We start from the raw sequence: 20,961 nt of genomic DNA, 5'->3' as shown, positions 1-20,961 counted from the left end.
AAATTGAATTTCGCTAAACCACCTCTATATCCGTATTGCGTGATGTGCATCTATAAAATTAGTAATATTTTTGTTAATCAGAATGATAACTGTTTTATAATTCATGGATAGCGAAATAAAAACTTAGTTTCTTCGTTATTAAAAGTATGGATAGCGAAGCAGTTATACTGGTGATGACTGAGCGTATGGCTTCGCAACGCTATTCGCCGAACACTATTAAAGCGTACAAATAATATGTTCAGGTTTTCCTACAAGCAATGTCGGATCATACCAGTTTGAAGAGAATACCAGTGTCCGAAATTGAAGAATTTATCAATCGTATGGTTAGGGACAATAAGATCAGTGTTTCCTATCAGCGCTCGTTGGTAGGAGCAATAAAGAAGCTTTACGAATTAAATCTGGGCGAAAAATTAAAATTGGATTAGCTCTATCCTAAGAGTAATTTTTCCAGCTTACCGAAGTTCTTCTCTAAGAATGAGATCAAACGTGTGTTCGACGCTACAGATAATCTCAAACATAAGGCACTGCTCATGACTGTCTATAGCTGTGTCCTAACCAAGCCCTTTAGGCGTTTTCCAAAGCTTTTATATCAAATTTTTTCATTCTACTGTAAACCTCCATTACATTTTCAGCTTTATTGGGGTCGCTTAAGAGCTTCGGTAAAATGGTTGGCACAATCTGCCAAGAAACCCCAAATTTATCTGTTAGCCAGCCACATCTACCCTCACTCCCTCCGTCGGAAGTCAATTTGCTCCAATAGTGATCAATATCCTCTTGCGTTTCGCAATCTACTACAAATGAAACGGCTTCATTAAACTTAAATTCGGGTCCTCCATTTAAGCCCATGAACTTTTTTCCGTTTAATTCGAAAGTGACAACCATTTGATTGTCTGTTATGATTTTAGAGTTTTTAAAAACTGAGCAATAGAATTGTGCTGCCTCTTGCGCCTGCCCGTCAAACCACAGACAGGGATAGATTTGATTTTCCATTTTTAATTGTTTTTTATTAATTATGAATGCTAAGACGAAAATAGAGAGTTAGCTAAGCGAAAAATAGAACAATTCCGACAAAATGATTCTTACCTGGAATATTTAAAGTTTAGGTAATCTTTTGGGGTGATGTTAGTAAACTCTTTAAACGAGCGGATAAAATGACTTTGATCCGCATATCCGTTTTTAAATGCGATATCCGACAGCTTTTCGAATTTTCGATGTTGAAGTTGTTTAAAAGCTGTGTTAAATTGACTAATCCGCCGGAATTTATCGGGTGAAATACCAACATGATTCCTGAACATCCTTTGAAATGTTCTTTCAGTCAGGTAAAGCTCATTTTGAACTTTTTGCAATGTTTCCTCCCGATAATTTCCAGAAAGTTTAGAAGTAGCAAAATTGATAAGTTTATTTTCTGCTTTTACCTTCCATAATAAACTAAAAACGTAATCGTCAAGCAAATTTATCATTTGGTCTGTTGAACTGCTGTTTAATAACTGTTCTTGCAAGCACGCTACTTTTGACGATTTTAACAAATCGAGCTCGATTGGATTGTCCGTCAATTCTTTCGGAGACAAACCAAACAATGAAGCTAGTGAATAAGGTTTAAAGTAATAAGCTATCAGAGTAAAACTCTCACTAATCGTTAATTTTTCGGGACGCACAGTCTGCCCAAACAAGGTTAAATAGTTGGACTTATCCTTAATTTTCCCTTTGCTGGTCTGAAATAAGAGCGTTGGAGATCCGTTAGGATACAACGGCAATACAAATGGTTTTGTAACCTGAAAGTTCTCAATAACAAGAATGTTCTGTACGTATTCAGAAATCTTCTTCGCTGGTATGGGGTTTATTATTCTCAAGCTCATTTTGTTTGTATATTTCTAACTTACTAATAAAACAAATAAATTATGAAAAGGATAACAAAAAAATAGGGACGACTGTTTCTTTTCTAGATTTGTCCCCACAGGTTAACCAGGAGAGGTCAAAAGGTCAAAAACAGATACGGGGTATTGAAAAAGGCTTTATAGTAAAGGATGATATCGAAATGGGATACTTGAACACAATTCCTCTCTGGCAATTCGGTTTGACTAATTGAGGTTTAAACTTACATTTGAGTAATGAACATAAAAAACAGCACCGAACAAGACATACCTAAAATATCTTTTCCTTTAAATCCCTTTGTTTTATATTATTAAATCCTGAAACAATTTCAAAATCGACTATACCTAAAACCAGTTCTTCCTCAACAGTGATGACTTCTACTTTCCAGATTCCGTTCTTAACATTGTTTTTGTAAGTATACCCTCGATAGCCGCCTGTTCTACCCCCTTTAATTTCATAAGCAATATCTTCTACAATTTCCCATTTTTCAGTAGCAGGGTTTAACCATTTCCAACGATGTGCAATAGCTTTTTCCAGATTTGTGGGAGCAAATATCGAGGTGAAAACATAAACATTTTCATTCGGACGATGAGTAAATTTCAATCGATGATCTCTCCAGAAGATATACCAGTCATCCGCTTCGTATATAACTTTATACTTATTGTTGCTAACCTCTACTTGGTGAGCAACAATACCCTCTTCTAATGCTAAGGGTACGGGAGGGATGAGTTTAAAAAAGTAAAAGAAATTAAATGTTGTATAAAGTATCAAGATCATACTGATCATTTTTCCCAAATGAATCTCTTTGCGAGTGCTCGGACTCATCAGATAGATAAAAATCAATAAGCAGATGATATAAGCTAAACTCGTAAATCCAGAGATCAGAAAGATTTCTTGATTCATCTGTCTTATAAAAACAGGGATTATAAAACTGAAGAATGTAAAGCTTAAAAAATAGAGTACACTAAATTGCAAATATTTATTTGAAATTCGTTTTTTTAATAACTCGTTTGCGAATAGTATAAAGACTAAAATTATAAAAAATGAAGCTGTTTTAGATAGAGAAACACTCCGCGAAAAATAAATGACGTAAGCGCTTGAAAGTGCTCCAAAAGAAAACTGTATGGCTAAAGGAAGATAAATTTCAAATCTTTCGATAAAAGTGTTTTTCCACTTTCCATCATCAGCCAAATTAAAGATATAGATATTAATTGTAAGAAAGATCATGTGTAAGCAAAGAATAGAAAGATCATATACTCGATCTATTCTGCCTAAGGTCATGGTGTCAAATATAAATCCCCCCATGAAGAACAGTACAGGCAAATACTTTTCATGTTTTCTAACATATTTTCGAAATGCACTGTTTCTAAATCGTACTAATGTTCTTTTCATTACTCTTTACAGCATGTTCTCGACGATAAATAAAAGAGGGTTTCACTTTTATGTAAAACCCTCTTTTTAAATGTGACCCCGGAGAGGCTCGAACTCTCGACCCACTGATTAAGAGTCATAAATATTTAAGATTATTTTACCCTATGTTTCCTTTATTTATGCTGTAAATCAGCCAAATAAGGACTTTATATCTTTATAATGCCGTATGTTTTCTTTATCTTTAAACGCACAATGTTCGTCAAATGTTCGTCGAACCAGATCGTTATCACATATGAGCACGATAAAGTTTACATTAAAGAGTGCACCCAATGCAGACGGGAAACACTCCATTGTCATTCAGCTAATCAAAGATAGGAAAAACACAACTATTTCTTTAGGCAAGTCTGTAAAACTCGATGATTGGTCATTCGATACTCAACGGGTTAAAAGCCAAAACAAGCAGCATAAAGCTTTAAATAAATTTATTACTAAATATCAAGAACTACTGGACGACTATGTTGATGACTTAGATTTACGTGGGGTTGAATATTCAGTAAGTGATATGGTTAGAATAGTAAGATCAAGCTCTAGTAAAAAATTGTCTTTGTCCTACACAGACTATCAACAAAAGATTATCGACAACAATAAGGATACCGCACAAAGCTCCACCAACGTGTTCTTCAGAGACTCATTAAGTTCGATAAAGAAATGCTTTGGAAAGGAAGATATTGATTTTCACGAGATCACCACGGCATTTTTATTTAAGTACGAGGCATTTATGAAGTCGAACGGCAACTCAGATGCCACAATAGGGATACGTATGAGAACTTTAAGATCCGTCATAAATAAAGCTATAGATAGTGGACTCATTCCTGAAAACTACTATCCGTTTAAGAAATATAAAATCAAAAGTGGTAGGGTTGGAAATCACAAAGAGATATTGACAGCCGACGAAATAGAGAAATTAAAACAGTACAAAAGTGACTTTCCTGATATTGAGTTTGCGAAGGATATATTTCTGTTCAGCTATTTTTCACGAGGAATTAATTTTATCGATCTAATCCAGTTGAAGGCAAGTAATATGTCTGGACAGTCGTTTACCTACACCCGATCGAAGACTAAAGCGGTCGTAACGTTCAAGTTGAATAAAAGATCAGCAGAAATTTTAAGAAAATACCAAAACCCGAATCCTCGTTCACCTTTCATTTTTGATCTGTTAAGAACAGCGAACCCGAAGAAGAATACAGTTGATAATTTTAAGAAAAAGAAACTTAAAGAAGTCAACCGCAATTTGAAGATCATTATGGCTGACCTCGAAATAGATAAAAATATTACCTACTACTGTGCACGTCATTCATTTGCCACTCAGCTTAAGTTTAATAACATCTCTATCGAGATCATCCGTGAGGCCTTAGGCCACAAGGATATCAAATCGACCATGTCTTATTTACAAACACTTCCGAGTAATCAACTGGATAAGATAATTGAGGATGTGATTAAGTAAGGTATAATTTCGGATTATTCAAGTGGTATAGGGTAGCCACACACGTTGTTTGTGATAGATGGAATAGTGAGGATACCATACGCTATTTCTCAAACTTCCCATCTTTAGAAATATCTAAAAGATAAAAACCATTCTACTTGAAAAAAGATGATTGTTTATATCTTAGCAAAAACAAAAAAGTATGACAACTAAAGGCCAAGCTGACATTTTAATTGAAATCGTTCAATATTTCGAAACATACATCTTTGAAAACCATATACACTCGTCTATAACAGTTAATTCTAAACTGAAGAATTACAAAATTAATCCTATCGTAGTAAAATATTTATCGAAGGTGCTGGAAAATGACTATACACCTCAAGGCGTTGCAAAGGCCCTATTTTATCCTAGGGTTCTAGGCACTTCAATTAATACTATTTTTGGTACTAGAATTCAAAATATGTTTGTAGAGCTTCAGATTGCTGAGGGTTCCCTTATCAAGGGAATGGACATCGAGTTCATAGACAAAACTGACAATAGACGGAAATGGTGTCAATTGAAATCTGGGCCGAATACTATTAACTCGGAAGATGTAAAACCACTCATTGCTAAATTTACAAAAACCATTCACTTAGCACGAACAAACAAGGCGCTTAGCAATATAAATAATAATGATTTCATTGTGGGTGTTCTTTATGGGGACGTTGATGAATTAAGTATGCATTATAAGGTCATTGATAAAACGCACCCAGTTTTTATTGGAAAAGATTTTTGGCATCGGCTGACTGGATTTCCAAATTTTTATAGCGGCCTGGTAAAAAGCTTGCACGAATTAATCGACAATCTAGATACTCAGGATTTGATCAATGAAGGGGTGGAGCAACTAACTAAGGAAATAGAAGTATCCCCTCTCTTCGATTTTAAAGCACCATAATATTTGTTCAAAAATGCAATAATAGAAAAACCCAATTCTTTTCCTAAATTAACAGGCACCGCATTCCCAATTTGCTTATATTGTTGAGTTAATGCTCCCGAAAACTTCCATTCATCTGGAAAAGTTTGTATGCGCGCATACTCACGCACAGTAAAAGGACGGGTTTCGTCTGGATGACAGCGTTCCGTTTGTTTCTGAGCAGGGCTACACGTTAACGTTAAACACGGTTCATCCCATCCAATTCTTCTAGCCATTCCTGTTTTACCTCCTCCTAAATAGAAGCTTCCTCCCATAAAATCCTTTTGGATCTGCAATGGCAGATCTCTCCAATACCCTTTTGGGGGCACTAAATCCAGAACATCAGCTTTGCTTTTAGGGTATTTAGCTCCGTCAGATTTTGGAACGTCACATTTATACAAATCTCCTTTTTTTAATGCGTCTTGGAGAGTGAATATCTTTTTATATGGTTTAGGATATTCATATTTTATGTGAATATCTTTTCGAACTCCAACCAAAATCAAACGCTCCCTTTTTTGTGGAACTTTAAAATTAACAGCTTTTAAAACTTGTACTGGCATCACGTCGTATCCTATTTCATCTAGAATCGAAATCATACCTTGTAATGTTTTACCGTTTTCATGACTTAATAACCCACGAACATTTTCTCCTATACATATTGGCGGATTAACTTCTTTAACCACTCGAGCAAACTCGTAAAATAAAGTGCCGCGAGCGTCTGCTAATCCCAGTTTTTTTCCAGCATAGCTGAAAGCTTGACACGGGAATCCCCCAGTAACTACATCAACTTGGTTTTTATATTCAGTGAACTCGAAATTTTTTATGTCGCCTTCGAGAACTTCCCAATGAGGTCTGTTTTGCCTTAGTGTCTGACATGCATGTTTATCAATTTCATTTAAAGCCGCACATTTTAGTCCCGCTTGCTCCAAGCCGATCGCTAGTCCCCCCGCTCCCGCAAAGAGCTCTAGAACCTTATATTCTTGCATAGGTTCGACGTAGTTGTCGGTATCATCTTCATCTATGTTGATAAATTCCGAAAACAATGTCTCCACTTGGTGGCGTTTGTAAACTCTATAATTGCTCATAGGCTCACGAAAAGCAACTAGTTTACCTTCTCTGTCCCAGCGACGGAGTGTTTCTTTATTTTTACCAAGCAATTCAGCTGCTTCGGACAGTGTTAAATATTTTCCCATAACCATGTTACAAAACCTTATACAATGGTTACAAACTAACAATAAATAAATTGAATTTACAAGATTTTAGTGAATAAAATGTCTGCAATGTAGACGTTCTTAAAATTCGAATTGAAAATCAGACACTTGCGGCATTTAACGAAGCCAATAAAACCAAATATAAAAATAGATTTATTAAGACAACAAATTCTCATAGTTAAAATACAAGATCTTCTTAAGCTTAACAACCATATTAAGGCTGAGTCTTTCGAATTTTCTACATGTACATGAAACTTATAATAACACTTCTTAGCGCAATTTTTATATCCATTGGTGTTGCACTTGCCGTTGTCTGACAATCCAGAGCGAGGTTTAATTTATGTCGCAATTACATGACATCAATATTAAAAAAAGAAGGGGCTGAATATAAGTCGAACTTACATGGTGAACATATCATTTTTTAAAAACATTTCCAAATCGGTCTTCTCGTTGCATTATCTTATATTCGGCAATCATTTTAATCATACGCTTGCCATGGTCATCTGCATATCGACGTGATAAATCTGCATGAGTATCGAATGCATACTTATAGACATCTTTAATTATTACTTCAACCATTTCGTATACAGGAAAAATTTCGGAAAATGTAACATCGGGTGTTTCGACAAAACCGATATCCGTGTGAGCAAATAGTTTATTCCTCAGAGTTCTAATTAATCCAATTGCTTTTTTGTTCTTCTCTAAACTATCTTGCCACAAACAAACCATTGCTGGAGAAATGTTATGCCCCCTATAGTTGTTATTCTTTATTTTGTTAATCAATTTTGATATACATAGGTCATCATTCGGCGATCCACTAACAATTTTATGGAAATCAATTATACAGATTCGCCAAAGTGATCCCGCGATGTTGCGGAGATAGATTGATCCTTTTATACAATTAAACTCTTCTTCCGTTTCTGGATTATTAAGGTACTTCGTACATTCAAAATTGTAACGTGATCTCTCAAGAGTCTCCCATATACCCCATATATTTTCTCGTAAAGTCATCACAGCTCATTTTCTTCCTGATATTCATGATCTTCATAATACTCAAGTGGCTCGTTTGATCTCTGAGGTATGATATAACGTTTTAGCTCAACGCTAATAGCTTCTATTCTTTTTTCAAAAAACTTTGTATAATCGTCATCCCAGATGCCGAAGGTTTCGAGATCATTGATCATATGTGTTTCCATCGTTTCATTTAAGAACTCATTTTGTGTCTGGAATACCTTCATATAATCAGATGGAGCCTTTGCTCTGATCTTATTTTTGTTCAAAAAGTCATCCACTATGGTGATGTTAGCAATATGATTGACCTGGGAACTTTCCCATTGGGGTTGATTCTTGCGCATATAACTCTTTGGAAAAAAATGGTGATAATTCTTAGATGTTGCAATCTTCAACCAACTATTATCGATATTCACATCTAAATGGTTGTCAAAGGATTTAGGTCTATGTTTGGCATATAAACATAGAATAGCTTTTATAAATGATCTACCTGTTGCAAAATACCCTTTTTCTTTTATGAAGTCAGACGAGTAATCAACCGACCACTCATATCTTGGATGTTCTTCATTCAAGATTTTATCAATTTTATCGATATCTTGGACTAGTTTACTTTCAACAGAAGAGGAATATCTAAATCCTATCGAAACCCGCCAGAAAAAGTCTATCAATAATTTTAATTTCTCTCCCGTTGGATTATTCGGATGGTGATGAAAAAAGTAAGCAAACGGCACTATTAATGTATTGTAAGGCAATAACTTCGAAACGGGTATACCATAGCTCCTAAAAAACTCAACTGCGCTCTTTATAGCTTTAACTGCATCATCCCATTTATCGATGAATTCCTTTTTATCTAATCGGAGAATTACTTTTCTTTTACATTCTTTTGAAATCAAAAGAGAAATAAACTGAAGCATATTAGCGGACGAAATAGTATTATATTTAGCAGGTTCTAAGGCTTCCAGTAATTCTTGAAATTTATCATATAAATCGAAATTACGGCTTGGATCGTAAGTTTTAGCTACCATTATCTCAAACAATGATAGATCTTTCCCTCCCACATTCAGTCTGGTAAACACCTCTGTAGCTATATCTATTTCCGCATCTTTCAAATCGATACCTTTAAACTGATATGCTTGTATTATCCCTTTATACCTGTCAATATTTTCATGAAATTCCTCTGGGTAATAATTGTAGATTTCTAGTGCTTTTTTGAACAGCAAGTCAGTAAGTTTGATAACTGAGTTCTCTTCTTTCCCGATTATGTCTATAATTGCAATTGATTCATCATCATTGGCGGTTAAGTCGATATATATATTCGAATAGTCTTCCTTTTTCCCGTTTTCTCTCTCGATAATTTCACCTTTCAGTGCTGCGAACAGGGATGTGATTCGTTGCTGACCGTCTAAGACATAATTGACAAACTCTCCTTCTTTTGGGTCTGGCAAATGAATATTCCCGACATTTCTTACGGATCGTAACCGTTCGTTGGTTCTCCAATATATAAAAGTACCTATGGGGTACCCTTTTAGAATACTATCTATTAATCTTGCAGAAAGACCCAAATCCCAAACAAATTGACGTTGGAATTGAGGAATCTTAATCTGACCTGTTTCAATTTCATTTAATAAAGTACTATACTTTTTATCACCATCTTCAATGGTAGCCATATTATGTTTTTTTAATCGGTTTATAAATGTTTATTGTAGGCAAAAGATAACCCTTAATTTTATCTTATAAAATATCCTTCTGTTTTAATTTCGAGGAATCGTATATCACGTATATAAATTCAATATCTTCAATACCACTCTGAATGTGAAACGCTTTTATTTTAGGGGTTTCAAATTCCCAGTTCAGGCTCTCACCTTCCATCTTGAAATCATCGCCATATTTATTTATGCGGTTAATTTTTGTATGTTCCCATAGCTTTAGATAAGAATCTTCTTTCTTAACATCAAATGGAATAAATGAATACATACCATTGGTAAATCTTCCATTTTCGAACAGATAGGAAATTTCACGATTTGAATTATTTAAGGTGATAGTTTGCGACAAGGAATTGATATTTAAATCCAAGGGACTATACCAAAAATCCTCGGATTTAGGTGTGACAAGTTCCTCGGATCTTACCACCTCCTTTTCTGCCATTCCCCATTTACTAGTCCTAAATTGACCATAGCACCACGGAAACGTCACGCATAAGATCAATGTCAACAAAGGTTTCATAGCACTGTTCGTTGTTTAAGTAGTATCTGCCAATAAAAATAACAATTATCAATAGTTTACCAAAAGGATCGTTTTGGCAAACCATAAGTTATCTTTATTTTTGATAGACATAAACAGCACTAAATAACCATGAGCCTTTGTCGTGATTTTATTCATACTGCCTTTAAAGTAAATTAATATGGCTAAAAAAGTACAATACAGCAAACCTTTAAAGTTCTATTGGAAGCAGCTCTATGGAACACAAAAGAAATTTACTCCAGAGTTTACAGATGAACAAATATATTATGTACTTAAGAAAAACCTCTTATCAAATCCATTGGGTTTTGATGAAACTTCAGCGTCTCGAAGTTTGATAATTCAGGGTTTAGATTTATGGCGAGATGATAATAAAGGTGAGCTTTTACATATTTTCTTTTTAGATAAAGAATTAAGAAACTTTCTTCAAATAACTCCATTATCGGATTTGGATGGTATTAAAAAATTCCTGCTCGCAAAGGGGCAAAATAAAGAGGTGTTTCATTTTTATTCAAATGAAAAAAAACAAACCTTAATGTTCAGATTTGCTCTACATTTGCCCTATGAAGCTGATGGATATGCATTTTCTTTAAGTATTGAAAGTGATGGCAGTCTGGAACTATACTATTCTTTAGGTGAAAATGGTGGCCGTATGTCTGATAAATTCTATGCAGATGTATTAAAAAAAGATGATGAAATTTCAAATACGCATTCCAATATGTTTCGGCTTGCGATTAATACAATTGCGTATATGAATTGTTTCCCCGATTGTGTTGCTGATGGTGTTCCTAAAGATCTATTTGAAAAAAGCGTTGGTAAGACGAATAAAAACATTACATTTCAGCTATCAGAACAAGTAAAGGATATTAACAACTCGTCAACATCTAAAATCCCGCATTTTAGAAAAGGGCATTTTAGATTACTTCAATCAGATTATTTCTCCAAGAAAAAAGGGCAGCTTGTTTTCGTAAGTGAAACAATGGTTAAAGGAAAAGCTAAAACTGTTTCGATGTCTCCGAAAACTGACGAATTTATGAATAAAGCCTATAAAGGACATTAAAGGGTTGCCCCTTATAATATCCCTTCATCGCCAAACGAAAAATAATCATGGTTATTGTAAACCGTCCTTACATCCCAAATATTTCCAGGCGAAACAGCAGAAAACAAGGAAACCGTAGTTTACAATGTGGTTTACATCTACCAAATAGTTACAGGCAAGCGTGGAAAAAACTCAAAAAATTTACAAAAAACACTTTTGACAGTAATTTAAATAAAAAAACAGTTTAAGTTTTTAAAAAATTAGACATCTGATGCGGTATAACATCCCCAAACACCTTAGAGGTCTCACAACCGAGGAATTAAAAACCTTTCGAAAAAAATTTGGTTTCAATCAAATAGACGCTATTAAAAAAAATGCGTGGTATAGGATGTTGCTCGATATTTTGAAAGAACCTATGCTGCTTTTGCTTATTGCGGTAACAGTTATTTATATAATAGTTGGCAATTATTCCGAAGCTATTTTTATGTTGGGCGCTATTATTGTCGTTTCTGGAATTTCATTCTATCAAGACAATCGCAGTAAAAAAGCACTGGAAGCGTTGAAAAAATTGAACGAACCGTTAAGTACTGTTATCAGAGATTCAATCGTGATGCAAATTCCCACAAACGAAATTGCCGTTGGCGATTTGTGCATTGTTGAAGAAGGAAAAATGATTAGTGCTGATGGCGAAATTGTGCACAGCAATGATTTTTCAGTTAATGAAGCCTCACTAACAGGTGAAAGTTTTTCAGTATTTAAAAGTCAAGAAACCGAAGATAGAAAAGTATATAGCGGAACGCTGGTAGTATCTGGTTTGGCCATCTTTAATGTAGAGAAAATTGGAGCAGAAACCAAACTAGGGAAAATCAGTCAATCAATTCAAGATATCAAAGAAGTTCATTCGCCGCTGCAAATTCAGATTACCAAATTTGTAAAGGGAATGGCGATTATTGGTGTTATCGTGTTTCTGATGGTTTGGGGATTTAGCTACTGGAAATCAGGTAATATCATAGAAAGTTTACTCGCTGGATTAACCTTGGCCATGTCTGTGCTTCCAGAAGAAATCCCTGTAGCCTTTACTACTTTTATGGCTTTAGGTGCCTGGAAATTAATGAGTGAAGGTGTGATAATTAAACGTAGTAGTGTGGTCGAAACATTGGGCAGTACTACAGTGATCTGTACGGACAAAACGGGAACTATTACTGAAAATTCCATGCGACTGAAACTTTTATTTGATTACAAATCAAACAAGGTTTTTGAGGATACGCAATTCAATACACCTGAGCTTTCAGAGCTTATTCGTTTCGCTATGTGGAGTAGTGAACCCATTCCGTTTGATCCCATGGAAAAAACACTGCATCAAATTTATGAGCAAACACAATCCAATGATGAGCGGAAGAATTTTCAAATGATACACGAATATCCATTAGAAGGGAAACCTCCAATGATGACGCATCTTTTTGAAAATAGTTTAGGTGAAAGAATTATTGCAGCCAAAGGTGCGCCCGAAGCCATTCTTGCCGTTTCTATTCTTTCTGATAGCGAGAAGGACAATTTACGACAACATATCATCAATTTCGGAGCGCAAGGGTACCGAGTACTGGGCGTGGCTAAATGTAATTTTGAAGGCAATCACTTTCCTGAAAAACAACAAGATTTTTCTTTTGACTTTTTAGGATTTACCGTTTTCTACGATCCACCGAAAGAAAACATTCAAGAGGTATTTAAAAAGATATATGCTGCAGGCATCAAGGTAAAAGTAATTACGGGAGACAATGCGGATACGACAAAGGCTATTGCGCATCAAGCAGGAATTATAAACGAAACACCAGCGGTAAACGGAACGGAAATCGTTCATCACACAGAAACAGAATTGATGGAACTATCTAAAAACACCACACTGTTTACCAGAATGTTTCCTGAGGCAAAATTGGCAATGGTAAACGCTCTTAAAAAGAACGAGGAAGTTGTTGCAATGCTGGGGGATGGTGTAAATGATGCACCTGCTTTAAAAGCAGCTCATATTGGCGTAGCGATGGGAAACAAAGGAACAGAAATTGCAAAAGCAGCGGCAGCATTGGTTATAGCAAATGATGATTTAGACAAATTGATTACTGGAATAGCGGCAGGAAGAAGAATTTATACCAATCTCAAAAAAGCCATACAGTATATTATATCCATTCATATCCCAATTATTCTAACGGTTTCATTACCCTTGTTTTTGGGTTGGGTATATCCGCATATTTTCACACCGGTACATGTTATTTTCTTGGAGCTAATCATGGGGCCAACCTGTTCTATTGTCTATGAAAATGAGCCGATGGAAAAAAATACAATGCTAGAGAAACCACGTAAAATGACCGAAACATTCTTAAGTTGGAAAGAATTAAGCATTAGTATTATTCAGGGATTGGTCATTACCGCAGGCGTTCTATCTGCATATCAGTATGCCGTACAAAACGGAAGTAACGAAGCAACTACACGCTCAATAGTTTTCACAACCTTAGTATTTGCAAATGTGTTTTTGAGTATGGTAAATCGCTCATTCATTTACAGTATGTTTGATAGTTTTAAAAATAAAAATAAATTGTTCCCCATAATCCTTGGAGCATCTTTGGTTTTACTTATCGCAATACTCTATATTCCACCATTCGCTTCTTTCTTTCAAGTAAGTAGTATAAATTTCCAGGAATTTGTAATCTCAATTTTTATTGCTGCCGTATCGGTGATGTGGGTTGAAGTGTATAAATGGATTAAACGCTTGAAAATAAATAGATAGTTTACGAAAACGCCAGCCTGTAACATGCGTTTGGCTCAATGGCGGGTGACGTGGTTAATTGAACATTCTACCACGCATCAACTTTTGTGGTATATTGACAGTTTTGTGCTCCGAAATCCGCCACTGCGCCAAGCGCCAAACCGTTTACTGCGGTAATTTCGACATTATTATATACTTGATTTCGTTATTGAAACTGGGCTCCGTTAAAGCAAGGCTTTCCTCAGACTGGGATGTGCTATTAAGTTTTTCTAATTCTTATCATACGGGAGGAAGTAAATCGTCATAGGTACACTCAAGCACCTTAGCAAGTTTAACGAGCATATTAAGGTTATATTTCGCTCGATCTTTTGAACTCTCTACGTGACCGATATAGCCAGTCGAGACATCTAAAAGATGTGCCAATTGAGCTTGGGAGATACCTTTTTCTACTCTGAGCTCTTTTACGCGCTCTATCAAATAAATATCGACATCGGATGCATGAGGCTTTTTGACCATGCACGCAATTAAGATAAGATTAAAATCAAAAACACCGCTACGTGTATCAGTAAAAATCTGTATATTAGTACATATCATAAACGTTAAAGCTGTTTACAAATGAACCGTCCCAAATGTTATCTTGCACTAAAGCCTATCATAAATCAAACATTGTTTGATCGCACAAACGTCGACGATTATTTCAAAAATGAGGAGAAACTAATATTTAGCAACCTATTCGTTGGTTGTCATGCGCAGTTTCTAGACGACCCCACTGAAGATCAACACGAGTTGCTGTTAATGACTCTTGTTGAATATTGTCAGGAAGCCGATTCTTCTGTAAGGAAAGATATTGTTGATGTAATTATGGACAACGATACAATCGTCCAAAACATCGTATTTATGTCTGCTTTGAATGGAGAGAAACATTTAGATATGAACCAATGTTTTGAGGAGTTTATTTTGGAGCTAAAAGCGTTTCTTGATGGTGGAGATCTAACTCCAAAAATGGGCCATTTCTTTCTGATGCACTTCCGAAATTTTGAAGACATAAAACCAAGCGACTATGTTAACTATGAACTAAACAAAACAGAGTATAACAAACTGATTTCCCAATACTTATCTAGGCAAACTAATTTTAAATTCACTTAACATTTCAGAACTCTCCTTCAATTGTATTTTATACATTCATATAAATATACCATTATGCATTTTTATATGAATATATAATCGTATAAATATATATTCATATAAAAATAGTTCGTTTCAATTGAAGGAAAAGGCAGACTTGTCTGTATACCTGCTTTGTACAATAGATCTCCGAGAAATAATAAAGGTGGGAAAGATTATTAGATCAATAAAAGATTCGGCTGTGGCACATTGAATATATTACAATTAACGCCTTCTTCTCCATTTACGCTTCCGCTTCCTTTCTTCCTCTTCGTCGTCTACATCAGATACGGGATAAGAATTGCTGCTAATACTGCGGCTAGAGGAACTATAACTGTCAGAAAACTGATAATGATCAGCGTTTTCATTTTTCTGTATTCCATTTGTGCTTTCACGAGCTCCTGAATAACGGGGCTCAGATCGACTTTCTGTTCCTTTTCTGGAAGCCCCTCCATCGTTTGGTGAAGAGCTACTTGATTTTTCATGGTGGCTTCTTGAAGTTTGACCAGCTCCACCATCCATTTTTTCACCTCTTTGATCTCGTTCAAGCAAACTTCTAAATTTTTCTCTTGTTGCACGGTTTGCTTCGCTAGCTCTCGTACGGTCTCGGCTTTGTTCATAATTTATTTTAGATTTTAAATTTCCCCATTTAAATTGATTACCTAATTTCTTACCCTTACAGATAAAGCCATTTTCTGAGATATAGGTTATACCTGATATGTGCCCTGTGGTTTCAGACTGGTTTAAAAGAAGGTACACACCGTTTTGACTGCATTCTTTTATAAAATCATCCAATGATGTTGACTCGTCTAATGCAAGTTTTACCTTCTCCTGTAGTAACATACGTTCAGATACTCGTCCAGTTCGTTCGATCATTTCCAGCTCATTCTTGGTAGGTGCTCTGTCCAAAGCTTCCTTTGAAGAAGGAACTACTTCCAGTCCATACTTATGTTCAAGTTGACGACACAGCTTTTCACTTCGTTGGAAGTTGTGAGAATCACTAACAAGACGGGCTCTCCCGTTATCGGGGTCGATCGCCAAACGGTGCAATAAGAGGTGTACATGAATATGACGGTGATCGTCCCCATCATTATGCTTGTACAGCAAGAATAAATGATCATCTGTAAAGCCCATACCCTTTTTATAATCATCGGCTATAGCTATCAGAGTATCATCGTCAATCTTATCTTTTTCAGAAAAACTAAGGGCAACATGATAACCATCGTTCTTTACACGGGTATTAAGACTATTGATCAACTTTACCTCTTCCAGAATTTCATCTTTCTCGGTGCCTAAAAAGTTATGCGCTAGCAATTCAGCTCTTTTACTTTTATCTGGTAACCGAAGTTTCTCGTCATTATAATTTAGTGCGGAGACAAAACTGTGAACCTTTTGGATTGCAATCATGATATCTTTCTTCTAATGGTCTCGAGAACCATATTTAGCTCATGACCTAGGTTCCTGTCAACCTCCGTAATCTTCTTTTGGTGAACAGCCTTCACATACTGATTGTAATTCGAAGCGAGCTTCCGCAATTGATAGTAAGTCTGAACATCCAACAATGGAACTGCCGCTCCCGGAACTTTTCCGTTGCTTAAAAGCTTCCTAAAGATATCAGGTGCATGCTGATTTGTCAGGCTGATGATCCGATCCAGCTTCTGTTTTTCTTTTGAGTTCAAACGGATCTTTATTTCATGAATCCGTTTCTGTTCTGTGGGTAATTTTCTGCTTTTCATAACTAAACGAAGTGCGGTTTTATTAATGCGTCGAGGTTGACGGCAAGCGGAGTGAGGGACTCACTCCATGGCTTGCCCATTCCAGCTTACTATGTATTCTAAGCATGAAAGAGCTAAGGGCTATCCTCTTTAAATTTTTCGGGTATGATTATTATGTTCATCTCTCGTTTTACACGAAGTTGCGTATTTGGTTATCCATAGGGCACTACAGGCATTTCTCCTCAAGACTATCTTTGGAGAAATAAATAAAGGTATTTCTAGATCGAAGTTACACTCACATAAATTGCTGTATAACAGCTTATTGTAATTAAAAGGGAAGGAATACCAACTTTTAGAACATCGTGGTCTGTGCAAAAGGGGAAGGAATACCAACTTTCGGGAAGGAATTTGATTAATTTCAATTCGATGATTTTTTTTCAAACAAAAAAGGGCAAGTTTCCCCTTAATATGCCTTAATTTATCTCTCGATTCTCTCATTTTCTAAAGTCTAAATTCATTTGATAAAATATTGTTATAATCAGTTGATTATTGTAGGGCAATTTTATAGCAGTATAACCTACTGAATAGCAGCACATAGAAGCTATCAAGCATTTAAAAAAGGGGAAGGAATACCAACTTTTAGGGGAAGGAATACCAACTTGTGGGGAAGGAATACCAACTTTTAAGGGGAAGGAATACCAACTATTTTTCTCGGTGGGGAAAGAATACCAACTATTTTTCATAATTCTTGACCTCATTGTTTAAAGACGTGATTATATATTCTTTTGGTGACCTGATTTCAGGACTACTATTGATCTTGTCTGCCAACTCCAAAACTTTGAGGTTGATATCTCGATATCTCATATGGGCAAACACGTCCGCTATTTTATTTAAATCAATATCCTTGAATTGATATGCGTTTATCAGCATAAGTTTGATTGACTCCACTTTAGTTTGATGGGATTCAAGGTGCCGTTTGGTCAGCAGCTTAAAATTCAATCCAACGGTCTTGGCTCCTTCTTTCTTATAGAAATCAGGATCTTCAATATCAAACCATACATCGCCAATAGCAAGTAGTGCCTTATAGGCTGGTCTAATGATATGTTTGTTAAAATCTGAAAATCGAGCGTATTTTGAGCCGATATTCAGCATCAGGTACAGATCATCGATGCTCTTGTATATAACATCTCGATTCCTCCAGAGGCATAATAAAAAATAAAGCTTTATGACATGAACATTTGTCAACTTTCGGACGACATTGGGAGAGAACCTACTATAGAATATCGGATCATTTTTGTGATTGCGCCGAAACGTTAAAAATAGCTTGGCAACCTCTGGGTGAATATAAATTCTGGCAGTTGACTTCCAGTTGGGAATAAGTGGCATATCGACTGTAAATAGGCTTCCTGTGACAACCCGCCCTTTCCCATTTTCAGAATAAGTAATTTCGCATTCTATCTTAGACATCTCAGCTAGAGACCTTTTTGCACGTCTATAGTCGCTCGCGTGGGTCGATATTTTCCGTAGCGGTATCGATAAGACAACAGTCTGCTGGCTTAAGAAACTCTGGATTGCCAACTGCCCTCCTTCAAAGCTCTTTTTTGTCTCCTTTTCAAGCAGCTCGATGATCGTAGCGTAGATACGCCATTGATAGACCGTAAACTGAGCTACAACCTCAAGGATTCGGTTAGGCGTCGGGATTAAATTTAGATCCACCTGAGACTTTTCTAACTTCGCAGACATAGTTGCTTTATCTTTTGCCCCGTTTCAGGAAATTGAGAATATCGTTTTCAGTTTCGGAGTCCGGATCTTCCTTAATTGAATTTCCCATTAAATATTCATCAAGGTCTCGTTTCAGAAAGTATTTTGATTTCATCCCCTTCTTTTTGATAAATTTTAATTTACCATGATGGGTAAGCTGATTAAGGTAGTTTGGAGTCAGACCGATATAATCGGCTGCTTCTGGCTGCGTTAAGATTGGTTTAGATGCTGTGGATAATTTAAGAAAATGTTTTTGATAAAACTCTTCTTGCGCCTGACTTAAGCAGTCAATTTTAGAGCTTAAGTTTTCAATTAGTTTACGTGTTGATTCGTCCATATCGTTTTTGTTTTTTTGTTCGACATGGAGCAATAATACGGAGGTAAAGAGTTGACTTAAAAGATGTAAACGGGATTTACATCTTAAAATAAAGCATTATGCATACAAAAGAAACGTTTGCTTTATTTTATTTTATTTTTTTTAAGGTTGTAAAATTCATTTACAAATCATCCGAGCTATTTCTACCTAAACAAATCATTGCGAGCGAAAGTTCGTTCAATACCATCTGACATTTTAATCACAAAATTATCGTTTATGAAACGATAAAAGTCAGACTTCGTATAATGCATATGTGAGTTGATTCTATGTTCATTAATTGGCTCTTCAAAAAAATTAAAATCAAATATCTCCTTGAAAAATTCACGTAAGATTTCCTTCTTGACGTTATTTTCGCTTGGTGCGTTGACTTCAAAAACTATTTTTAGATCATCTGATTTCCTAAACTCTTTTTTGTTTGATTCAACGTCGTCGTTATACCTTAATCTCCCGTTTTCCAGTAAATGCATTAGAAGTATTTTAGAACGGTCATTCAGTCGGAAATATGTATACTTTTTGAGGATGTTGTCCAGCTCACTTTTTTCTATTTTTTTTATTATTAAAGAGAGAAAGGGGTCTGCTTCTCGATTGTTTTTTTCATTAACTATGTTTTCCACATCGTCTTCGGCTAACAGCTCGTTATCATTCAATCCTTTCTTATAAATCTTTCTAATCAACTGAATGAGTGATTCTGGTTGGTGGGCTCTGCCTATCTTGTAAAGGACGAACATAACAACAAGGACTAGCGAGGTTAAGGCGATATCTCTTATGAATGTCAACCTGCTTTGTTCTTCATCAGGCAACACCACCGTCATTAAATAAAACAACCCTAGCGTTATCACAGATATGACAATCGATATACGGGAAGAATTTTTATTATGCCCCTTAAGATATCGCAACTTTCCAGTTTGAACAGCAGGTACGACCCTTGGCAGTTGTGAGTATATGATACTCAGCAATTGATAAACTATAAAATACACAGCGATAAGAGGAGCTAATATCTTATAATAAAATGTGAGGAGAATGCTAACTACTTCAAAAAAAACAAAGAAGAACGTCATAATTCAAGTCCGATTTGGACCTAAAAATAAAGAAAAATAAAGAAAAAATAAATTTTGGTTTATAATATGAGGGGTAATATGTTCGTCGAATGTTCGTCGAGCGAAAAAAAATCAGGCAGAAATTTTATGCAACTGCCTGATTTTCAATGTGACCCCGGAGAGGCTCGAACTCTCGACCCACTGATTAAGAGTCAGTTGCTCTACCAACTGAGCTACGGAGTCATGTTTTGTGCAGACAAAATTAAAAATTATCTGCACAAAACATGGTAGAAATTTTAGATTCACTTATTTTTTCTGGATAGTTTTGATAAGCTCTAGCACAGTTTCGGTGCGTTCTTTTAGTAAATCGTATTTCTTTTCTTTGATGACATCATTACTGATAAGCTGACTCCCCATACCTACTGCACATACACCAGCATCAAACCAGCCACGTATATTTTCCTCAGTTAGGTTTACACCTCCGGTAGGCATAAATTTCTGTCCGGCAAACAGGCTTTTGATCGATTTTAAAAACTCTACACCCAGAATATTGGCAGGGAATATCTTAATGATATCGGCATCATGCCCCTGCGCAATGCTGATTTCGGTAGGTGTCATACATCCAGGTATCCAAAGCAGGTCTGCGTTATGGGCTGCTCGGCCTACTTCGGGGTTGATGGTCGGGGCAACAATAAAGTCAGCACCGGCACCGATAAAGTTATCGGCTTCCCTCGCCGTTTTGATGGTACCAATTCCGAGTTGCAGATCAGGCATACTTTTCAGTGCCTCTTTCTTTAGGCTTTTGAAATTCCTAAGGGCTTCTTCTCCTCGGTTGGTATATTCGATGACCTTCACGCCTGCTGAATAAACAGTCTGTGCGATCTCTATGGTATCTTTCTCACTTGGAGTAAAAAATAAAGGTAAAGTCCCTTGCTCTAAAATTTGATTAATAACTGTTGTTCTTTTGCTCATT

Annotated in this window: 20 protein-coding genes and 1 tRNA gene; 6 read left to right on the top strand and 15 right to left on the bottom strand. The window is 35.9% G+C overall.

Annotated elements, in window-relative coordinates:
* Positions 1-257 precede the first annotated feature (257 nt).
* Positions 258-425: a hypothetical protein gene (locus tag D3P12_RS15445; RefSeq protein WP_165438731.1), complete on the top strand. Its 168-nt coding sequence runs from the start codon at positions 258-260 to the stop codon at positions 423-425.
* A gap of 139 nt (positions 426-564) precedes the next feature.
* On the opposite strand, the gene D3P12_RS08765 is transcribed toward D3P12_RS15445, so the two are convergent.
* The 3 genes from D3P12_RS08765 to D3P12_RS15475 all read right to left on the bottom strand — a co-directional run bounded on the left by D3P12_RS08765 (position 565) and on the right by D3P12_RS15475 (position 2,775).
* The gene (locus D3P12_RS08765) at positions 565-990 is read right to left on the bottom strand and encodes a VOC family protein (protein ID WP_118194699.1); all 426 of its coding nucleotides are present in this window, start codon (positions 988-990) and stop codon (positions 565-567) included.
* An 89-nt stretch (positions 991-1,079) separates the two neighbouring features.
* On the bottom strand, positions 1,080-1,856 hold the full coding sequence (locus tag D3P12_RS08760) for a helix-turn-helix transcriptional regulator (protein WP_118194697.1): 777 nt from the start codon (positions 1,854-1,856) through the stop codon (positions 1,080-1,082).
* 286 nt (positions 1,857-2,142) lie between these two features.
* Complete coding sequence (locus D3P12_RS15475) at positions 2,143-2,775, bottom strand: DUF2914 domain-containing protein (RefSeq protein WP_205941076.1); 633 nt, start codon at positions 2,773-2,775, stop codon at positions 2,143-2,145.
* A gap of 760 nt (positions 2,776-3,535) precedes the next feature.
* On the opposite strand from D3P12_RS15475, the gene D3P12_RS08745 reads away from it, so the two are divergent.
* On the top strand, positions 3,536-4,747 hold the full coding sequence (locus tag D3P12_RS08745; protein WP_165438730.1) for a site-specific integrase: 1,212 nt from the start codon (positions 3,536-3,538) through the stop codon (positions 4,745-4,747).
* Positions 4,748-4,928: 181 nt separating this feature from the next.
* The gene (locus D3P12_RS08740) at positions 4,929-5,660 is read left to right on the top strand and encodes a PmeII family type II restriction endonuclease (RefSeq protein ID WP_118194689.1); all 732 of its coding nucleotides are present in this window, start codon (positions 4,929-4,931) and stop codon (positions 5,658-5,660) included.
* Here the strand turns inward: D3P12_RS08740 and dcm are convergent.
* The 4 genes from dcm to D3P12_RS08720 all read right to left on the bottom strand — a co-directional run bounded on the left by dcm (position 5,579) and on the right by D3P12_RS08720 (position 10,123).
* On the bottom strand, positions 5,579-6,877 hold the full coding sequence (gene dcm, locus D3P12_RS08735) for a DNA (cytosine-5-)-methyltransferase (RefSeq protein WP_165438729.1): 1,299 nt from the start codon (positions 6,875-6,877) through the stop codon (positions 5,579-5,581). The genes D3P12_RS08740 and dcm overlap by 82 nt on opposite strands.
* Positions 6,878-7,303: 426 nt before the next feature.
* Entirely contained in the window at positions 7,304-7,900 is a 597-nt protein-coding gene (locus D3P12_RS08730; RefSeq protein ID WP_118194687.1) for an AbiU2 domain-containing protein, read from the bottom strand.
* A complete protein-coding gene (locus D3P12_RS08725; protein WP_118194685.1) occupies positions 7,900-9,567 on the bottom strand; it encodes a DUF262 domain-containing protein in 1,668 nt (555 codons plus the stop codon). Before D3P12_RS08725 ends, D3P12_RS08730 begins: the two co-directional genes overlap by 1 nt.
* Positions 9,568-9,631: 64 nt before the next feature.
* A complete protein-coding gene (locus D3P12_RS08720) occupies positions 9,632-10,123 on the bottom strand; it encodes a hypothetical protein (RefSeq protein ID WP_157970302.1) in 492 nt (163 codons plus the stop codon).
* Positions 10,124-10,301: 178 nt separating this feature from the next.
* On the opposite strand from D3P12_RS08720, the gene D3P12_RS08715 reads away from it, so the two are divergent.
* Together D3P12_RS08715 and D3P12_RS08710 are read left to right on the top strand one after the other, a co-directional pair.
* Positions 10,302-11,198, top strand: a complete 897-nt coding sequence (locus D3P12_RS08715) for a hypothetical protein (RefSeq protein WP_118194681.1) — start codon at positions 10,302-10,304, stop codon at positions 11,196-11,198.
* A gap of 250 nt (positions 11,199-11,448) precedes the next feature.
* The gene (locus D3P12_RS08710; RefSeq protein WP_118194679.1) at positions 11,449-13,956 is read left to right on the top strand and encodes a cation-translocating P-type ATPase; all 2,508 of its coding nucleotides are present in this window, start codon (positions 11,449-11,451) and stop codon (positions 13,954-13,956) included.
* A 258-nt stretch (positions 13,957-14,214) separates the two neighbouring features.
* Here the strand turns inward: D3P12_RS08710 and D3P12_RS08705 are convergent, their stop codons facing one another.
* Positions 14,215-14,529, bottom strand: a complete 315-nt coding sequence (locus tag D3P12_RS08705) for a helix-turn-helix domain-containing protein (protein WP_245977419.1) — start codon at positions 14,527-14,529, stop codon at positions 14,215-14,217.
* A 21-nt stretch (positions 14,530-14,550) separates the two neighbouring features.
* On the opposite strand from D3P12_RS08705, the gene D3P12_RS08700 reads away from it, so the two are divergent.
* Positions 14,551-15,081, top strand: a complete 531-nt coding sequence (locus D3P12_RS08700; RefSeq protein ID WP_118194677.1) for a hypothetical protein — start codon at positions 14,551-14,553, stop codon at positions 15,079-15,081.
* A gap of 243 nt (positions 15,082-15,324) precedes the next feature.
* Here D3P12_RS08700 and D3P12_RS08695 read toward each other — a convergent pair whose 3' ends face one another.
* From D3P12_RS08695 to D3P12_RS08665, 7 genes are all read right to left on the bottom strand, one after another.
* Positions 15,325-16,506 (bottom strand): relaxase/mobilization nuclease domain-containing protein, encoded by a 1,182-nt coding sequence (locus tag D3P12_RS08695; protein ID WP_118194675.1) that lies wholly within the window; start codon positions 16,504-16,506, stop codon positions 15,325-15,327.
* On the bottom strand, positions 16,503-16,835 hold the full coding sequence (locus D3P12_RS08690) for a hypothetical protein (protein WP_118194673.1): 333 nt from the start codon (positions 16,833-16,835) through the stop codon (positions 16,503-16,505). The genes D3P12_RS08695 and D3P12_RS08690 overlap by 4 nt, the downstream gene beginning before the upstream one ends.
* A gap of 711 nt (positions 16,836-17,546) precedes the next feature.
* Positions 17,547-18,557: a replication initiation protein gene (locus D3P12_RS08685; RefSeq protein WP_118194671.1), complete on the bottom strand. Its 1,011-nt coding sequence runs from the start codon at positions 18,555-18,557 to the stop codon at positions 17,547-17,549.
* Between the two features lie 7 nt (positions 18,558-18,564).
* Positions 18,565-18,912, bottom strand: a complete 348-nt coding sequence (locus D3P12_RS08680; protein WP_157970301.1) for a helix-turn-helix domain-containing protein — start codon at positions 18,910-18,912, stop codon at positions 18,565-18,567.
* Between the two features lie 182 nt (positions 18,913-19,094).
* Positions 19,095-20,009, bottom strand: a complete 915-nt coding sequence (locus D3P12_RS08675) for a hypothetical protein (RefSeq protein WP_118194667.1) — start codon at positions 20,007-20,009, stop codon at positions 19,095-19,097.
* A 149-nt stretch (positions 20,010-20,158) separates the two neighbouring features.
* Positions 20,159-20,231, bottom strand: a tRNA-Lys gene (locus tag D3P12_RS08670).
* A gap of 63 nt (positions 20,232-20,294) precedes the next feature.
* Positions 20,295-20,960 (bottom strand): bifunctional 4-hydroxy-2-oxoglutarate aldolase/2-dehydro-3-deoxy-phosphogluconate aldolase, encoded by a 666-nt coding sequence (locus D3P12_RS08665; RefSeq protein ID WP_118194665.1) that lies wholly within the window; start codon positions 20,958-20,960, stop codon positions 20,295-20,297.
* Position 20,961 lies beyond the last annotated feature (1 nt).

This window comes from Pedobacter indicus, assembly GCF_003449035.1.
In the GTDB taxonomy this organism is placed as follows: Bacteria; Bacteroidota; Bacteroidia; order Sphingobacteriales; family Sphingobacteriaceae; genus Albibacterium; species Albibacterium indicum.
Note: the sequence above shows the minus strand (reverse complement) of the source record. Positions and strands in the feature narration are given on the sequence as shown.

Bases quoted from the DNA above. Each gene is read 5' to 3' on its own strand.
- D3P12_RS08690 (WP_118194673.1), bottom strand. From the start codon at position 16,835: ATGAAAAGCAGAAAATTACCCACAGAACAGAAACGGATTCATGAAATA.
- D3P12_RS15445 (WP_165438731.1), top strand. From the start codon at position 258: ATGTCGGATCATACCAGTTTGAAGAGAATACCAGTGTCCGAAATTGAA.
- D3P12_RS08705 (WP_245977419.1), bottom strand. From the start codon at position 14,529: ATGATATGTACTAATATACAGATTTTTACTGATACACGTAGCGGTGTT.
- D3P12_RS08680 (WP_157970301.1), bottom strand. From the start codon at position 18,912: ATGGACGAATCAACACGTAAACTAATTGAAAACTTAAGCTCTAAAATT.
- D3P12_RS08700 (WP_118194677.1), top strand. From the start codon at position 14,551: ATGAACCGTCCCAAATGTTATCTTGCACTAAAGCCTATCATAAATCAA.
- D3P12_RS08745 (WP_165438730.1), top strand. From the start codon at position 3,536: ATGAGCACGATAAAGTTTACATTAAAGAGTGCACCCAATGCAGACGGG.
- D3P12_RS08685 (WP_118194671.1), bottom strand. From the start codon at position 18,557: ATGTCTGCGAAGTTAGAAAAGTCTCAGGTGGATCTAAATTTAATCCCG.
- D3P12_RS08675 (WP_118194667.1), bottom strand. From the start codon at position 20,009: ATGACGTTCTTCTTTGTTTTTTTTGAAGTAGTTAGCATTCTCCTCACA.
- dcm (WP_165438729.1), bottom strand. From the start codon at position 6,877: ATGGTTATGGGAAAATATTTAACACTGTCCGAAGCAGCTGAATTGCTT.
- D3P12_RS08765 (WP_118194699.1), bottom strand. From the start codon at position 990: ATGGAAAATCAAATCTATCCCTGTCTGTGGTTTGACGGGCAGGCGCAA.
- D3P12_RS08715 (WP_118194681.1), top strand. From the start codon at position 10,302: ATGGCTAAAAAAGTACAATACAGCAAACCTTTAAAGTTCTATTGGAAG.
- D3P12_RS08665 (WP_118194665.1), bottom strand. From the start codon at position 20,960: ATGAGCAAAAGAACAACAGTTATTAATCAAATTTTAGAGCAAGGGACT.
- D3P12_RS08725 (WP_118194685.1), bottom strand. From the start codon at position 9,567: ATGGCTACCATTGAAGATGGTGATAAAAAGTATAGTACTTTATTAAAT.
- D3P12_RS08695 (WP_118194675.1), bottom strand. From the start codon at position 16,506: ATGATTGCAATCCAAAAGGTTCACAGTTTTGTCTCCGCACTAAATTAT.
- D3P12_RS08740 (WP_118194689.1), top strand. From the start codon at position 4,929: ATGACAACTAAAGGCCAAGCTGACATTTTAATTGAAATCGTTCAATAT.
- D3P12_RS15475 (WP_205941076.1), bottom strand. From the start codon at position 2,775: ATGAATCAAGAAATCTTTCTGATCTCTGGATTTACGAGTTTAGCTTAT.
- D3P12_RS08710 (WP_118194679.1), top strand. From the start codon at position 11,449: ATGCGGTATAACATCCCCAAACACCTTAGAGGTCTCACAACCGAGGAA.
- D3P12_RS08720 (WP_157970302.1), bottom strand. From the start codon at position 10,123: ATGAAACCTTTGTTGACATTGATCTTATGCGTGACGTTTCCGTGGTGC.
- D3P12_RS08760 (WP_118194697.1), bottom strand. From the start codon at position 1,856: ATGAGCTTGAGAATAATAAACCCCATACCAGCGAAGAAGATTTCTGAA.
- D3P12_RS08730 (WP_118194687.1), bottom strand. From the start codon at position 7,900: ATGACTTTACGAGAAAATATATGGGGTATATGGGAGACTCTTGAGAGA.